Origin of the sequence: Bradyrhizobium sp. HKCCYLS20291 (assembly GCF_051167715.1) — a bacterium.
Taxonomy (GTDB): domain Bacteria; phylum Pseudomonadota; class Alphaproteobacteria; order Rhizobiales; family Xanthobacteraceae; genus Bradyrhizobium.
On record NZ_JBNPTO010000024.1, the window covers coordinates 45,223 to 61,158 of the forward strand.

Sequence of the window (15,936 nt, forward strand, 5' to 3'; positions counted from 1 at the left end):
ACGCACCCGTTATCGTGTAGAGACCCACCATGGCCCCGCGTCACATCCAGGTCACCGAAGCCAGCCGCGTGGTGCTGCCGCGGCATACGAAGTTGAAGTATGATGAGACGCGCCAGGTCTGGGTGATCCTCGCCCCGGAGCGCGTACTGGCGCCGGACGAGATCGCCGTCGAGGTGCTCAAGCTGTGTGACAGCACGCGCAGCGTCGCCGTGATCATCGACGAGCTGGCGGCCAAATATGCCGCGCCGCGCGACGTCATCGCGACCGACGTGGTCGCGATGCTGCAGGATCTCGCCGACAAGGGTTTTCTCACCGAGGTTCGGGAGACGACGTCATGACCGAGCTCTCCGACACGACACCGCAGATCGACAGCAATGACGGGCTCGCCGTGCTGGAGCGCCGCGGCTCCATCGCCGAGACCTACGGCATTCCGCTGGCCGTGCTGCTCGAGCTGACCCATCGCTGCCCGCTGCAATGCCCGTATTGCTCCAACCCGCTGGAGCTCGACAAATCCGGGCAGGAGCTGACGACCACCGAGTGGAAGAAGGTGCTGTCCGAGCTCGCCGAGATCGGCGTGCTGCAGGTACATTTCTCCGGCGGTGAGCCGACCGCGCGCAAGGACATCGTCGAGCTGGTGCAGCACGCCAACGACGTCGGGCTCTACACCAACCTGATCACCTCGGCCGTGCTGCTGACGCGCGAGCGGCTGAAGGAGCTGGCCGATGCCGGGCTGTGCCACGTGCAGATCAGCTTCCAGGGCAATGAGCCCGTCGTCGCCGACCGCGTCGGCGGCTACAAGGGCGGTCACGCCAAGAAGCTGGAGGTCGCGCGCTGGACCAGGGAGCTCGATCTGCCGCTGACGGTCAACGCCGTGATGCACCGGCAGAACCTGCACCAGCTGCCGGACATCATCCAGATGGCGGTCGATCTCGACGCCGACCGGCTCGAAGTCGCCAACGTGCAATATTACGGCTGGGCGCTGAAAAATCGCGCCAGCCTGATGCCGACCTATCAGCAGCTCGAAGACACCGATCGCCTCGTCGAGGACGCCCGCGAGCGGCTGAAGGGCACGCTGACCATCGACTACGTCGTGCCGGACTATTATGCGCTGCGGCCGAAGAAGTGCATGGGCGGCTGGGGCCGGCAGTTCTTCAACATCTCACCGTCGGGCAAGGTGCTGCCGTGTCATGCCGCCGAGAGCATCACCGGGCTCGACTTCATGTCGGTGCGCTCGAACAACTCGATCGCCTGGATCTGGCAGAACTCCGAGGCCTTCAACCGTTATCGCGGCACCGGCTGGATGAAGGAGCCGTGCAAATCCTGCGAGTTCCGTGAAATCGATTTCGGCGGCTGCCGCTGCCAGGCCTTTGCACTGACCGGCGATGCAGGGAACACCGATCCCGCCTGCACGCTGTCGCCGCTGCACGAGAGCATCTTCAAGCAGGCCGAGCGCGATGCCGCCTCGGGGCAGGACCGCTTCCTGTATCGCAACTTCGCGGGCGGCACGCCGGAGAGCGGCAGCGATGCCTGATGCCGAAGCCGGCCGCGCAGCCGCGCGTGGTAACGATCCGTTCGCGCCGCTGACGTCGGAATGGCTCGACGTCTCCGGCGGTCACCAGATCTACGTCGAGAGCAGCGGTCGCGCCGGCGGCATTCCCGCGATCTATCTGCATGGCGGGCCGGGCTCGGGCTGCCAGCCGGATCATCGCCGGCTGTTCGATCCCGAGCGCTTCCATGCCGTGCTGTTCGACCAGCGCGGCGCGGGCCGCTCGCGGCCTGCGCGCAGCCGCGACAACAACACCCTGCCCGATCTGATCGCCGACATGGAGGCGATCCGCGAAAAATTCGGCTTCGAACGCTGGATCGTCGCCGGCGGCTCCTGGGGCGCGACATTGGCGCTGGCCTATGCACAGGCCCATCCCTCGCGCGTGCTGGGCCTGGTATTGCGCGCGACCTTTCTCGGTACGCGCGCAGAAGTCGCAACAGCCTTTGGCGAGACACTGGCGCGCTTCCACCCCGCGCTGCATCGCGACTTTCTCGAGTTTCTGCCCGAGGCCGAGCGCAGCGACCCCTGCGATTCCTATTTCCGCCGTATCCTCGATCCCGATCCCGCCATTCATGGCCCGGCCGCCCGCGCCTGGCACGATACCGAGCGGGCGCTGTCGGAGATCAGGCCCGCGCGCGACCGGCTCGACCGGCTCGCCATCCGCTCCGGCAGCGCGCTGCCGGCGACGCCGTTCATGGAAGCGCACTATTTCTCGAACGACAGCTTCATGGCACCCGACCAGCTGTTGCGCGATGCGACCAAGCTCGCCGGCATTCCCGGCATCATCGTGCAGGGCCGCTACGACCTGCTCTGCCCGCCCTCGACCTCCGCGCGCCTCGCCGAGGTGTGGCGCGATGCCGAAATCCGTGTCGTTGAAGCCGCAGGTCACAATCTTTATGACCCCGGCATCCGCGATGCGGTCATGAAAGCCATTTGCGATATGGCGACGCGCACGAGCGCGCCTTAAACACTTCACTCATTCCCCTCATGCTGAGGAGGCGCGCCAGCGCCGTCTCGAAGCATGAGGCCCGTGACCTCTCGGGCCTCATCCTTCGAGACGGCCGCCTGCGGCGTCCTCCTCAGGATGAGGATCAGCCCACGTACCAGGAGGCTTCGAGATGCCCATCGCCGGCAAAGGCATGCTGTTGACGTCGATGAACGTCGACGCCGCTCACGAGGCAGACTTCAACCGCTGGTACGACAGCGAACATCTCGAGGAGCGCGTCGCGATTCCCGGCTTCATCGAAGCGCGGCGTTATGTCGCCGAGCAGGGCAGCCCGAAATATCTCTCTCTGTATTCGACGGAGAGCATTGACGTGCTCGACAGCGCGCCGTATCGCGCGCGGCTGGAGGCACCGACGGAATGGTCGACGACGGTGATGGCGCGGTTCAAGAACATGATCCGCAGCGTTGCGCGCATCACGATCTCCAAAGGCTGTGGCCGGGGTGCCGTGCTCGGCATCATCCGGCTGCGGCCGAAGCCGGACCAGGACCAGGCCTTGCGCGAGGCGTTGCAGATCGAGCTCGACCCGCGCGAGCTCCGCGGCGTCATCTCGATGCATCTGCTCGAAGGCGACGCCGATCTCTCCGGCCCCGCGGCCGGATTGCCGGCCAGCTCGCGCGATGCCGACTGGTTCATCCTGATCGACGGCACCGACAGCCACGCCATCGCCACCCTGATGACGACGCGCTTTGCCGCGATCGATGGTCCGCTCGCGACACAGATCTCCGCCGGGATCTATCGCCTGATGTGGGACCTGAGCCGCGCTGACATCTCATCGCGCTAAGCTGCAGCCCCGCGTCTCTCCACATGTCATGGCCGGGCTTGTCCCGGCCATCCACGTCATTCGGCATTCGCGGAGACACGTGGATGCCCGGGCCTTCGCCGCGCCGAAGCGGCTACGGCCGCGCAGGCGGGTCAAGCCCGGGCATGACGACGGAGTGTGTGGCAGCCCGTGTGCCCGGCTCGTTCTTTCGTTCTCGAATTCATTGCCATCCCCACCATACCGCATCGCACACATGGCGGCGGAACGCCCGCAATGCGGCACCGCACACTGTGCATGAGGGGCAGCGTTGCAAATTTGCCTTTGTGTGCGCCTTGGAATGGCTCTAGTCTGATATGACTATTCAATTGAGCCATTCAAAAAACAGAAGGGCGACGACCAGGGCCTGCTCCGGACCTCTACCGATCCTCTGCTGATCCTGAACAATCAGTCGTCCTCACGTCAGGAAGGCCGCGCGCTCGTGGTTCGCCGCGCGGACAGGGTAGGAATGAGAGCGACTGATATCTCGGCGCCCGACTACTTTCACAAAGTGGTCGACTGCCAATGGGCTTGTCCCGCACACACGCCGGTCCCCGAATACATCCGCTTGATCGCCGAGGGTCGCTACAGCGACGCCTACATGATCAATTGGAAATCGAACGTATTCCCCGGCATCCTCGGACGCACCTGCGACCGCCCCTGCGAGCCGGCGTGCCGGCGCGGGCGCGTCGAGGAGAGCCCGGTTGCCATTTGCCGGTTGAAGCGCGTCGCCGCCGACTTCAAGGACGACGTGCAGCAGCGCATGCCGCGCCCTGCCCCCAAGAATGGACGGCGCATCGCGCTGGTGGGCGGCGGTCCCGCCTCCTTGACCGTCGCGCGTGATCTCGCGCCGCTCGGCTATCACTGCACCGTGTTCGACGCCGATCCCAAGCCGGGCGGCATGATGCGCTCGCAGATTCCCAAGTTCCGCTTGCCCGACAGCGTGATCGACGAAGAGACGGGCTACGTGCTCAGCCTGGGCGTCGACTACAAGGCCGGCCATCGCGTCAACAGCCTCAAGGCGCTGCTGGCCGACAATTATGATGCCGTCTTCATCGGCTCCGGCGCACCGCGCGGCCGCGAGCTGAACATTCCCGGCCGCAAGGAAGCCGCTTCCAACATCCATCTCGGCATCGACTGGCTGTCCAGCGTGTCGTTCGGCCACACCGACAAGATCGGCAAGCGCGTCATCGTGCTCGGCGGCGGCAACACCGCGATGGATTGCTGCCGCACCGCGCGCCGGCTCGGCGGCGAGGACGTCAAGGTCATCGTGCGCTCCGGCTTCGAGGAGATGAAGGCGTCTCCGTGGGAGAAGGAAGACGCGCTGCACGAGGACATTCCGATCCTCAACTATCTGGTTCCGGTCGCCTTCACGCACGACAACGGCAAGCTCACCGGCGTCACCTTCCAGAAGGTGAAGGCCGAATATGACGACAAGGGCCGGCGCTCGCTGGTGCCCTCGGGCGAGCCTGACCAGACGTTCGAATGCGACGACGTGCTGGTCGCCGTCGGCCAGGAGAATGCGTTCCCCTGGATCGAAGCCGATTGCGGCGTCGAGTTCGACAAATGGCACATGCCCAAGGTCGACCCGGCCACCTTCGTCTCCACCAACCCGAAGGTGTTCTTCGGCGGCGATGCCGCGTTCGGCCCCAAGAACATCATCTGGGCGGTGGCGCAGGGCCACGAGGCGGCGCTGTCGATCCATCGCCTGCTCTCTGGCGAGGACATCACGGAACGCCCGTTGCCCGAGGTGGAGATCTCGTCGCAGAAGATGGGCATCCACGAATGGAGCTATGACAACGACGTCTCGCAGGAGAAGCGTTTCAAGGTGCCGCATCGTGACAAGGTGGTGGCGCTGAAGGACATCCGCGCCGAGGTCGAGCTCGGCTACGACGTCAAGCTCGCGCTCGGTGAGGCGCATCGCTGCCTGAACTGCGACGTGCAGACCGTGTTCTCCAACACGCTGTGCATCGAATGCGACGCCTGCGCCGACATCTGCCCGATGGACTGCATCACCTTCACCGAGAATGGCGAGGAGGCTGATCTGCGCTCGCGCCTGCGGGCGCCGTCGCTGCATCCCGACCAGGACCTCTACGTGTCATCGGACCTGAAAACCGGACGCGTGATGGTGAAGGACGAGGACGTCTGCCTCCATTGCGGCCTGTGCGCCGAACGCTGCCCCACCGGTGCCTGGGACATGCAGAAATATTTCATCGAGACGACTCACGCAGGTAACGCATGTCCCAGCAAGCGCCGCTCAGCAGCGTAAACGACTTCGTCGTCCGCTTCGCCAACGTCAACGGCTCCGGCTCGGCCAGCGCCAACGAGCTGTTCGCACGCGCCGTGCTTCGCCACGGCGTGCCGGTGAGCCCCCGCAACATCTTTCCGTCCAACATCCAGGGCCTGCCGACCTGGTACGAGGTGCGCGTGACCGAAGCCGGCCATCTCGGCGCGCGCGGCGGCGGCACCGACCTGATGGTGGCGATGAATCCGCAGACCTGGGACAAGGACGTCGCCGGCATCGTGCCGGGCGGCTATCTGTTCTACGATTCGACCAAGCCGATGCCGTCGACCAAGTTCCGCGACGACGTCACCGTGATCGGCGTGCCGCTGACGGCGATCACCAACTCGACCTATTCGGATCCACGCCAGCGCCAGCTGTTCAAGAACATCATCTATCTCGGCGTCCTCTCCGCGCTGCTCGAGATGGACCCGAAGCTGATCGAGCAGTTGATCGGCGAGCAGTACAAGGGCAAGGAGAAGCTCCTCTCCTCCAACGTCCATGCGCTGCATCTCGGCCGCGACTGGGCGCTGCAGAATTTGAAATGCCCGATCGGCCTGCGCATCAGGAAGGCCGACAAGGTCGGCGACCGCATCTTCCTCGAAGGCAACAATGCCGCCGCGCTCGGCGCCGTCTATGGCGGCGCCACCGTGTGCGCCTGGTACCCGATCACGCCGTCGTCCTCAGTGGCAGAGGCCTTCACCAATCACTGCAAGAAGCTGCGCCACGATCCGGAAACGGGCCAGGCCAAATACGCCATCGTGCAGGCCGAGGACGAGCTCGCCTCGATCGGCATGGTGGTCGGCGCGTCCTGGAACGGCGCCCGCGCCTTCACCACGACCTCAGGCCCCGGCGTATCGCTGATGACCGAGTTCATCGGCCTGTCCTACTTCGCCGAGATCCCTGCCGTGATCATCAACGTGCAGCGCGCCGGCCCCTCCACGGGCATGCCGACGCGGACACAGCAATGCGACCTGATCGCCTGCGGCTATGCATCGCACGGTGATACCAAGCACGTGATGCTGTTCCCGGAGGATCCGGCTGAGGCGTTCGAATTCGCCGCCGCTTCGTTCGATCTCGCCGAGCGGCTGCAGACCACCGTCTTCCTGATGCTCGATTTGGACATCGGCATGAACCAGCGGCTGTGCCGGCCGCTGAAATGGGACGACTCCCGGCAGTACGACCGCGGCAAGGTGATGACCGCCGAGATGCTCGACGAAGGCCGCGAGTTCGGCCGCTATCTCGACGTCGATGGCGACGGCATCCCGTTCCGCACCTATCCCGGCACGCATCCGACCGAGGGCTCCTACTTCACCCGCGGCACGTCGCGCGACCGCTACGCCCGCTATTCGGAAGAAGGCGCCGTCTACGCCGACAACGTGCAGCGCCTGCTGCGCAAGTTCCAGACGGCCCAGGACATGGTGCCGCGTCCGCTGCAGGCCAACGCGGCCAAGCCGTCCAAATACGGCGTGATCTATTTCGGCTCGACCGCGCCGGCCATGGACGAGGCGATCGAACTGCTGGAGGCCCGCGGCCACCAGCTCGACCGTCTCCGCATCCGCGCCTTCCCGTTCCATTCAAGCGTGGCGAGCTTCATCGCCGAGCACGACTTCGTCTACGTCGTCGAGCAGAACCGCGACGCCCAGCTACGCCAGCTGATCGTCACCGAGAACGGCATCGACCCCGTGCGCCTGGTGCCGATCCTGCACTATGACGGCACCCCGATCACCGCGCGCTTCATCGCGGATGCGATCGGGACCCATCAAGACCAGATCAAGGTCACCCCGCTCCGCAAGGCCGTCTCATGACCTACATCGCAAAGCCGAAATTCCAGCATCCCGGGATCAAGAAGAACGCGCTCGGCTACAGCCATCGCGACTACGAGGGCAAGATCTCGACCCTGTGCGCCGGCTGCGGCCACGATTCGATCACGGCCTCGATCATCGAGGCCTGCTTCGAGCTGTCGATCGAGCCGCATCGGGTGGCGAAGATCTCCGGCATCGGCTGCTCGTCGAAGACGCCGGACTACTTCCTCGGCAATTCGCACGGCTTCAACACCGTGCACGGCCGCATGCCGTCGGTGCTGACCGGCGCCAATCTCGCCAATCGCGAGCTGATCTATCTCGGCGTCTCCGGCGACGGCGACTCCGCCTCGATCGGCTTCGGCCAGTTCGCGCACGCGATCCGCCGCGGCGTCAACATGACCTATATCGTCGAGAACAACGGCGTCTACGGCCTGACCAAGGGGCAGTTCTCGGCGACCGCCGACCGCGGCTCCAAGTCCAAGAAGGGCGTCACCAACTCCGACAATCCGATCGACCTCGTCGGCATCGCTCTGCAACTGGGCGCGACCTATGTCGCGCGCTCGTTCTCCGGCGACAAGAAACAGCTGGTGCCGATCATCGAAGGCGCGATCCGGCACAGGGGCGCGGCGTTCATCGACGTCATCAGCCCGTGCATCGCCTTCAACAATCACGCCGGCTCGACCAAGAGCTTCGATTACGTCCGCGAGCACAACGATGCCGTGAACCGGCTCGACGTGCTGACCGGCCGTGATCCGATCGAGATCGACCAGGATCCGGGCACGGTGCAGATCGTCGAGCAGCACGACGGCTCGCGGCTGGCGCTGCGCAAGCTCGACGCCGACTACGATCCGCACGACCGGCTCGGCGCGATGACCTTCCTGCAGAGGCACTCCGCGCAGGGCCAGATCGTGACCGGCCTGCTCTACGTCGATCCCGAGGCCGATGACCTGCACAGCCACCTCAACACGGTGGAGCGGCCGTTGAACCGGCTGGAGGCCGCGGATCTCTGCCCGGGCCAGTCGGTGCTCGACAAGCTCAACGCCAGCCTGCGCTAGGGCGTACAGCTGTGATGACGGCTTCCCCGTAGCCGTCCTTCGAGACGCCCGCCTCCGGCGGGCTCCTCAGGACGAGGGCGGAGTGTGTGGCGCCTGCTTGGCGGGAGCCTCGCTGTCACGCCTCATGGTGAGGAGCGCCGCGTCACCGGTCGCGCCATTGTCCGCAGCCTGCATGGCGGCGCGTTCAGGCGATGCTATCGCATCGCCTTGAGAACCATGAGGCCCCGCCCTCACTTCCGCAGCGCATTCGCCCAAACGTGTTCGAGCTGCACGATCGCCTCTCGCAGCGGCAGCGCCGACAGCGCTTCGTCGTCCCCGGTGACAAGGCCGAACTCCCGCAGCCTGATCAATGCCTCATCGACATTGAACGCACGGGCCAATCCGAACATCTGCTGCAACAGCTCCTCGACATGGCCGCCCAGCGCGGCGCGACTCAGCGGCACCGATGCCAGCAGCAGGCCGCCATAGGCCAGAACCGCCTCCTTCCAGTCCTGATCCTCGGCCTCACCGATCAGGTAGTTGAAGATGCCGGAATTGTTGTTGACGTTGCGGAAGTAGATGTTGTCGGTGACCTGCTTCTGATGGATCAGCGACTGCCGGTGGAAGTTGCCCCATTGCCTCAGGATGAAGGCGCCGAGCGCGAACAGGCCGGACAGCGCCGCCAGCGCCTGCTCGGTGTCGTTGTCGTGAGCGGTGCCGCTGAGGCCGAGATAGAAGCCGGCGACGATGAACAGCACCGTGAGCGTCGAGGCGAGCTTGAGCAGGATCGGCACGCCGCCGACCAGCGCCGGCACGCCGAGCGTGAGCTGCTCGCGCAGCCCCATGACGACGCGGACGTTCGGCAGCAGCGCCTCAAGATCGAAGCGCGCGATGTGGCGAAAATATTTGAACAGCACCGCGCCGCCGCGGAGCTTGTTGCGGCCGCGCCAGGCGGCGGTCTTGCGCTTCTTCTGGGCCGGCTCGTCGGGCCTGGTCGCGACCATCAGCAGGATGTCGTCATAGACCTCGATCTCCTGCCTCCGCCGCCGCAGGCCATACAGCGCTGGCACCTCGATCGTCTCCTGGTGCTGGCCGCGCCGGAACATCCGGACGGACCGGTAGTCCGAGATCGGCGCCTTCAGCTTGACCCTGACCAGCGCGTGCTCGTTGAAGGCGCGCTCGATCTCGTCATGGGGGATCTCGATGAAATTGGCCTCGCCCAGCACCCGGACGAATTCGTCGGTGAGGTTGTGATAGGCGGTGTCGAGCTCCTCGGGAGAATGATGGCGCCCGGCGGGCACCTCGGGATCGAAGTCGAAATAGGCATCGCGCAGCCGGTCGAGCTCGTCGAAATATTCGTGATGCAGGAGGGCGCCGAGCATGCGCGTAAGCTCGCGCAGATCGGCCGACTGGGCCTCATCCAGGCCGCCATGCGCGATCACGGCGTCGAGGACGTCGGACTTGCGTATCGGAATGAACCGGTCCCGCCGGCTCGTCGTCTCCCCTGGTCCAACCACGCGCGCCACGCCCGACTTGTAACGTTCTCAACAGCCAATCCAGCTACTGCGGCCGGGTGGCTCCCCGCAACATAGCGGGCTCAGCCGGCTAGCGCCACTCGCCGAATGCTGGGCCCGTTACGGAGGCGCAAGGCGATGCCCGGTCTGCGCCTAACGCCAGGTCGACGGGGACCGCTGTTCTCACTCGTCATGCCCGGGCTTGACCCGGCCATCCATCCACTTGGCGAAAAGATGGATGGCCGGGTCAAGCCCGGCCATGACGAAAAGAGGTTTTGCTACGAGCCTCATCTCTATCGGCTAGGGTGACCTCACAGACAGGGAGAACGTTCATGACTGGCACTCCGGAGATCAAGTCCGCCTTTAACGCCATTCGTGCCATCGACTATACGATCATCCTCGTGCGCGATTGGCCTGGAATGCGCAGCTTCTACGAAGACGTGCTGGGCTTCCCAGTCGCGCGCGAGCTGTCGCAGGGCTGGATCGAGTATCAGGTCGGCCCCAACACGCTGGCGCTCGCCCGACCGAAGCGGCTGGCATCGGACCAGGCGACGCCTGAGGGCAGCGCCTCGCTTCAGCTGGCGTTCAAAGTATCGCGAGAGGACGTCGACCGATGTGCGGCCGAACTGACCGGCAAGGGCATCGCACTCATGGAGCCGCCGACGGACCAGCCCTTCGGCCACCGAACGCTGTTCTTCCGGGATCCCGATGGAAACCTGCTGGAAGTATACGCGGAGATCTAATGCCTGGCGGCCGCGCTAGGCGGCCGCCGGTTGTATCCGGGGATTGAGCACGTACTCCTTCAGCACCTTGTCGGTAGCGGCGTCGACCTCGGTCAGCTGCACGTCGTAGCTCCAGAGGTCGGCAAGGTGCTGCAGCACGCGCTTGGTGTCGGTCTCATTGAGCTGCGCGCCCTTGACCACGGTATGCCGCAGCATCAGGCGGCGATCGCCGGCGAGATCGACGTCGACCACCTCGATGTTCGGGTCGATGTAGCCGACATCGTACTGCTTCGACAACTCGCGGCGGATGCGCCGATAGCCGCGCTCGTCATGGATGGCATCAACCAGGATGCCGGCGCGCTCGGCCGGATCGTCGTGCAGATGGAACAGCCGCAACTGCCGGATCAGGGCCGGGCTGAGGAACTGGCTGATGAAGCTCTCGTCGCGATAATTGGCCCAGACGTCGCGCAGCACCGCCATCTCATCGCCGGTGCCGGCGATGTCCGGGAACCATTCGCGGTCCTCCTCGGTCGGATCCTTCACGATGCGCTCGATGTCCTGCATCATCGCAAAGCCGAGCGCATAGGGATTGAAGCCGGAGAACCGCGGATCGTCGAACTGCGGCTGGAACACGACGTTGGTGTGCGACTGCAGGAATTCCAGGAAGTTGCCGTCGGTGAGGCGGCCGTCCTGATGGAGCCGGTTCATGATGCGATAATGCACGTAGGTCGCCGTGCCCTCGTTCATGACCTTGGTCTGGCCCTGCGGATAGAAATACTGCGCGATGTGGCGGACGATGCGCAGCAATTCGCGCTGCCAGGGCGCCAGCCGCGGCGCGGTCTTCTCCAGGAAATAGAGCAGGTTCTCCTGCGGCAGGCCGAGCAGCGCCTTGCGCCGTTCGACGTTGAGCACCGCGCTGGTCTTGACCGGGCCTGATGGCACCGTGCGCCAGAGGTCGTTGAACGTGCCTTCCTCGTAAAGGCGGCGCTTGCCGGCGCGCTTCTCCTCCTCGCGGAAGTCGAGCTTTTTCTTGCCGGGGTAGCGGTCGACGCCGTGCGACATCAGCGCATGCGCCGCGTCCAGCGTGTGCTCGACCGCCAGCCGTCCGAACCGCTCCTCGCATTGGCCGATGTAGCCGCGGGCGAAATCGAGATAGTCGAGGATGCCGTCGGCGTCGGTCCACTGCTTGAACAGGTAGTTGTTCTTGAAGAAATGGTTGTGGCCGAACGCGGCGTGCGCGATGACCAGCGTCTGCATCGTCGCCGTGTTCTCCTCCATCAGATAGGAGATGCACGGCGAAGAGTTGATCACGATCTCGTAGGCGAGGCCCATCAGGCCTTTGCGGTAGGAGGCCTCGTGATAGGCGAAGTGCTTGCCGAACGACCAGTGCTTGTAGAACAGCGGCATGCCGACCGAGGAATAGGCGTCGAGCATCTGCTCGGCGGTGATCACCTCGATCTGGTTCGGATAGGTGTCGAGCCCGAGCTCCTTCTGCGCCACCCTCTCGCAGGCATCGTGGATGCGCTGCAGGGTGAGAAAGTTCCAGTCCGCGCCTTCGAACAGCAGCCCGCTCATGACGCCGCCCTCTCCTGCGAGGTCCCGCGGCGCTGGAACAGGTCGTGGAACACCGGGAAGATCTCGCTGCGGTCCCGCACCTTGCGCATCGACAGCGGCTCGCCATTGGCGCGAAGGCGCTCATACAGCGACCACAGCGACGAGTCCGGCATTTCGAACGAGTAGGTGCCGGATTCGCCGACCTCGAGATAGGCGAAGAACTGCGACACCGGCAGGATGTTGGCGGTCAGGAGGCGCGCGACGTTCTCCGAATCCGAGGTGGCATTGTCGCCGTCGGAGGCCTGCGCGGCGTAGATGTTCCAGTCCGAGGGCCGGAAGCGCGAGCGGACGATGTCGTGCATGCATTGCAGCGCGCTCGACACCAGGGTGCCGCCGGAAGCCGGGCCATAGAAGAAGGTCTGCTCGTCGACCTCCTCGGCGCGATCGGTGTGGCGGATGAACACGATCTCGACGTGGCGGTAGCGCCGGGTCAGGAACACGTAAAGCAACATGTAGAACCGTTTTGCCAAGTCCTTCATGTGCTCCGACATCGAGCCGGAGACATCCATCAGGCAGAACATCACCGCCTGCGCGATCGGCTTCGGCACCGCCTCGAAGCGGCGGTAGCGGATGTCGATCGGATCGATGAACGGAATGCGCTTGGCCTTGGCCTTCAGGGCTTCCAGCTCCGCGACCAGCGCAGCCTTCTTGTCGTCGTCGGTCTCCTCCGCGATCCTGGCTTCCAGCTCGGCGATCGCTTCCGGCCGCGGCCGGCGCAAGGCGACGCGGCGGGCCATCGCCCGGGTGACCGTGCGGCTGATCGAAATGTTGGCCGGCGAGCCCGACGTCGAGTAGCCCGCACGCACCAAACCCTCGCTCTCCGCCTCGGCGAATTTGCGCTTGGCGAGATCGGGCAGCTCGAGGTCGTCGAGGAACAGATTGACGAACTCCTCCTTGCTGAGCATGAAGCGGAAGGCGTCCTCGCTGTCGCCCTGCCCCGGACCCGATTTGCGGCCGCTGCCGTCTCCGGAACGCGGCAGGATGTCGCCTTCGACGAACTTCTTGTTGCCGGGCAGCACCATGTCGCGGGTGCCGCCTTCGCGGCGGAAGCGCGGCTCGTCCATGCCATCGAGCGGAATCGAGACCTCGCCGCCTTCGAGCACGTCCTTGATGTCGCGGTCCTGCGACGTCTTCTTCACGGCTCCCTGAACCAGCGCCTTGGCCCGGCGCAAGAACCGCTGGCGGTTTTCGAGACTCTTGCCGCCCGGGTTCAGGCGCCGATCAATGATGTGCATGACCACGTTTGCTACGCCTCCTGCTGCAGCGGCTTCTGCTCCTGCTCTCCCCCGCCGCGATGCCACGGTGCGGCGTCAGACCCGACGCTGCACCGGCATCCCTCGCCTGTCCGGCGCCCTCCGATGAAGCGTCGAACGGTTCGCGTGTGTTGCCTTGGCGCCGAGGTCAGACCGATGGCCTGTAGCACATGCAGTCAAACATCGGCGCCGCGCACGATCAACCGGCCTGCTTCACCCGCATGTACCACTCGACCAGCCGGCGGACCTGCCGCTCGGTGTAGCCGCGTTCGACCATGCGCGCGACGAAATCGTCGTGCTTCTTCTCGGTCTCACCGTCCTTCTTGGTGCCGAAGGAGATGACCGGCAGAAGGTCTTCGACCTGTGAGAATATCCTCTTTTCGATGACCTCGCGGATCTTTTCGTAGGAGGTCCAGGACGGATTTTTTCCGCCGTTCTGGGCCCGGGAGCGCAGCGAGAACTTGACAACCTCGTTGCGGAAGTCCTTCGGGTTGGCGATGCCCGCCGGTTTCTCGATCTTGGTCAGTTCCTGGTTCAACAGCTCGCGGTTGAGCAGCTGTCCCGTATCGGGATCCTTGAAGTCCTGGTCCTCGATCCAGGCGTCGGCGTAGTCGACGTAGCGGTCGAACAGATTCTGGCCGTAATCGGAATAGGATTCGAGATAGGCCTTCTGGATCTCGTTGCCGATGAACTCGGCATAGCGCGGCGCCAGATCGGCCTTGATGAATTCGAGATAGCGTTTCTCGATCTCTTCCGGCAGCTGCTCGCGCCGGATCGACTGCTCCAGCACATACATCAGATGAACGGCGTCGGCGGAGACCTCCGACGTGTCATGATTGTAGGTCGCGGCCAGCACCTTGAACGCGAAGCGCGTCGAAATGCCGTCCATGCCCTCGTCGACGCCGGCGGCGTCACGATATTCCTGCACGCTGCGCGCCTTGGGGTCGGACTCCTTCAGGCTCTCGCCGTCATACACCCGCATCTTGGCGTACAGTGTCGAGTTTTCGTGCTTGCGCAGCCGCGACATCACCGAGAAGCGGGCCAGCGTATCGAGCGTGGCCGGCGCGCAAGGCGCGGTGGCCAGCTCTGAGCCCTGGATCAGCTTCTCGTAGATCTTGCGCTCTTCGGTGGTCCGCAGGCAGTACGGCACCTTGATGACGCAGATGCGGTCGATGAAGGCCTCGTTGTTCTTGTTGGTCTTGAAGCTCTGCCACTCCGCCTCGTTGGAGTGTGCCAGAATGACACCGTTATAGGGAATGGCGCCGATGTTTTCGGTGCCGATGTAATTGCCTTCCTGCGTCGCCGTGAGCAGCGGATGCAGCATCTTGATCGGCGCCTTGAACATCTCGACGAATTCGAGAATGCCCTGGTTGGCGCGGTTGAGGCCGCCCGAGTAGGAGTAGGCGTCAGGATCGTTCTGCGCGTAGGTCTCGAGCTTGCGAATGTCGACCTTGCCGACCAGTGACGAGATGTCCTGGTTGTTCTCGTCGCCCGGCTCGGTCTTGGCGATGCCGATCTGGCGCAGCCGCGACGGCTGGATCTTGGCGACGCGGAACTGGGAGATGTCACCGCCGAACGCTTCGAGCCGCTTGTAGCACCACGGGCTCATCAGGCCCGACAGGCGGCGACGCGGAATGCCGTACTTTTCCTCGAGCATCGGGCCCAGCGTGTCGGGATCGAACAGGCCGAGCGGCGATTCGAAGACCGGGCTCAACTCATCGCCTGCCTTCAGCACGTAGATCGGATGCGTCTCCATCAGCTGCTTCAGCCGCTCGGCGAGCGAGGACTTGCCGCCGCCGACCGGGCCGAGGAGATAGAGGATCTGCTTGCGCTCTTCCAGGCCCTGGGCGGCGTGGCGGAAGAAGCCGACGATGCGCTCGATCGTGTCTTCCATGCCGTAGAAGCCCGCGAAGGCTGGATACAGCCGAACCGTGCGGTTCAAAAAAATACGGCCAAGGCGTGGATCCTTGGCCGTGTCTATCATTTGAGGCTCACCGATCGCAGCTAGTAGTCGCTCAGCGGCGTTCGCGTATCGCATCGGGTCGGTTCGACACGATTCCAGATATTCCTGCATCGACATGTCGGTCTGGCTTCGAGCCTCGAACGACCTCGCGAACGCGTTGAACAACGAATCGTTGTACATGATCCCTCTCCACGTAGGTTCCGCCGCACCTGTGGCAACGGGTCGAGATCTTAGTACGTTCCTACTGATCCCGAACCGACTCAGAGTGAAGCGTGCTAGCCCCTATTGGGCACCCTCTTCATCCTTCTCCGCAACGCCAAGTGCATGCAGCATATGCCCTATGAACATGCACTTCGCTCAATAGTTCGGCAAAAACGCGCCAATCGTTCCATTTGTAGCCTA

12 protein-coding genes are annotated in these 15,936 nt (G+C 64.4%); 8 read left to right on the forward strand and 4 right to left on the reverse strand.

Annotated features, from left to right (window positions below):
- Window positions 1–29 precede the first annotated feature (29 nt).
- The 7 genes from pqqD (at window position 30) to ACQR07_RS34075 (ending at window position 8,489) form a co-directional block, all read left to right on the forward strand.
- A complete protein-coding gene (pqqD, locus tag ACQR07_RS34045) occupies window positions 30–338 on the forward strand; it encodes a pyrroloquinoline quinone biosynthesis peptide chaperone PqqD (RefSeq protein WP_434906417.1) in 309 nt (102 codons plus the stop codon).
- Window positions 335–1,531: a pyrroloquinoline quinone biosynthesis protein PqqE gene (pqqE, locus tag ACQR07_RS34050; RefSeq protein ID WP_434906418.1), complete on the forward strand. Its 1,197-nt coding sequence runs from the start codon at window positions 335–337 to the stop codon at window positions 1,529–1,531. Before pqqD ends, pqqE begins: the two co-directional genes overlap by 4 nt.
- The gene (gene pip / locus ACQR07_RS34055; RefSeq protein ID WP_434906419.1) at window positions 1,524–2,513 is read left to right on the forward strand and encodes a prolyl aminopeptidase; all 990 of its coding nucleotides are present in this window, start codon (window positions 1,524–1,526) and stop codon (window positions 2,511–2,513) included. Before pqqE ends, pip begins: the two co-directional genes overlap by 8 nt.
- A gap of 151 nt (window positions 2,514–2,664) precedes the next feature.
- Window positions 2,665–3,333, forward strand: a complete 669-nt coding sequence (locus tag ACQR07_RS34060; RefSeq protein WP_434906420.1) for a hypothetical protein — start codon at window positions 2,665–2,667, stop codon at window positions 3,331–3,333.
- Between the two features lie 484 nt (window positions 3,334–3,817).
- Window positions 3,818–5,617 carry an FAD-dependent oxidoreductase gene (locus tag ACQR07_RS34065; RefSeq protein ID WP_434906421.1) on the forward strand — a complete coding sequence of 600 codons (1,800 nt, stop codon included), beginning with the start codon at window positions 3,818–3,820 and terminating at the stop codon, window positions 5,615–5,617.
- The gene (locus ACQR07_RS34070; protein ID WP_434867496.1) at window positions 5,587–7,437 is read left to right on the forward strand and encodes a 2-oxoacid:acceptor oxidoreductase subunit alpha; all 1,851 of its coding nucleotides are present in this window, start codon (window positions 5,587–5,589) and stop codon (window positions 7,435–7,437) included. The genes ACQR07_RS34065 and ACQR07_RS34070 overlap by 31 nt, the downstream gene beginning before the upstream one ends.
- Entirely contained in the window at window positions 7,434–8,489 is a 1,056-nt protein-coding gene (locus ACQR07_RS34075; protein ID WP_434867497.1) for a 2-oxoacid:ferredoxin oxidoreductase subunit beta, read from the forward strand. Before ACQR07_RS34070 ends, ACQR07_RS34075 begins: the two co-directional genes overlap by 4 nt.
- A 230-nt stretch (window positions 8,490–8,719) precedes the next feature.
- Here ACQR07_RS34075 and ACQR07_RS34080 read toward each other — a convergent pair whose 3' ends face one another.
- Entirely contained in the window at window positions 8,720–9,985 is a 1,266-nt protein-coding gene (locus tag ACQR07_RS34080; RefSeq protein ID WP_434906460.1) for a TMEM143 family protein, read from the reverse strand.
- A gap of 329 nt (window positions 9,986–10,314) precedes the next feature.
- On the opposite strand from ACQR07_RS34080, the gene ACQR07_RS34085 reads away from it, so the two are divergent.
- Window positions 10,315–10,725: a VOC family protein gene (locus ACQR07_RS34085; protein WP_434906422.1), complete on the forward strand. Its 411-nt coding sequence runs from the start codon at window positions 10,315–10,317 to the stop codon at window positions 10,723–10,725.
- Window positions 10,726–10,740: 15 nt separating this feature from the next.
- Here ACQR07_RS34085 and ACQR07_RS34090 read toward each other — a convergent pair whose 3' ends face one another.
- From ACQR07_RS34090 to ACQR07_RS34100, 3 genes are all read right to left on the reverse strand, one after another.
- Window positions 10,741–12,279: a SpoVR family protein gene (locus tag ACQR07_RS34090; protein ID WP_434906423.1), complete on the reverse strand. Its 1,539-nt coding sequence runs from the start codon at window positions 12,277–12,279 to the stop codon at window positions 10,741–10,743.
- Window positions 12,276–13,553, reverse strand: coding sequence for a YeaH/YhbH family protein (locus tag ACQR07_RS34095; protein WP_434906424.1), 1,278 nt, complete (start codon window positions 13,551–13,553; stop codon window positions 12,276–12,278). The genes ACQR07_RS34090 and ACQR07_RS34095 overlap by 4 nt, the downstream gene beginning before the upstream one ends.
- A gap of 217 nt (window positions 13,554–13,770) precedes the next feature.
- Window positions 13,771–15,714: a PrkA family serine protein kinase gene (locus ACQR07_RS34100; protein ID WP_434906425.1), complete on the reverse strand. Its 1,944-nt coding sequence runs from the start codon at window positions 15,712–15,714 to the stop codon at window positions 13,771–13,773.
- Between the last annotated feature and the right edge of the window lie 222 nt (window positions 15,715–15,936).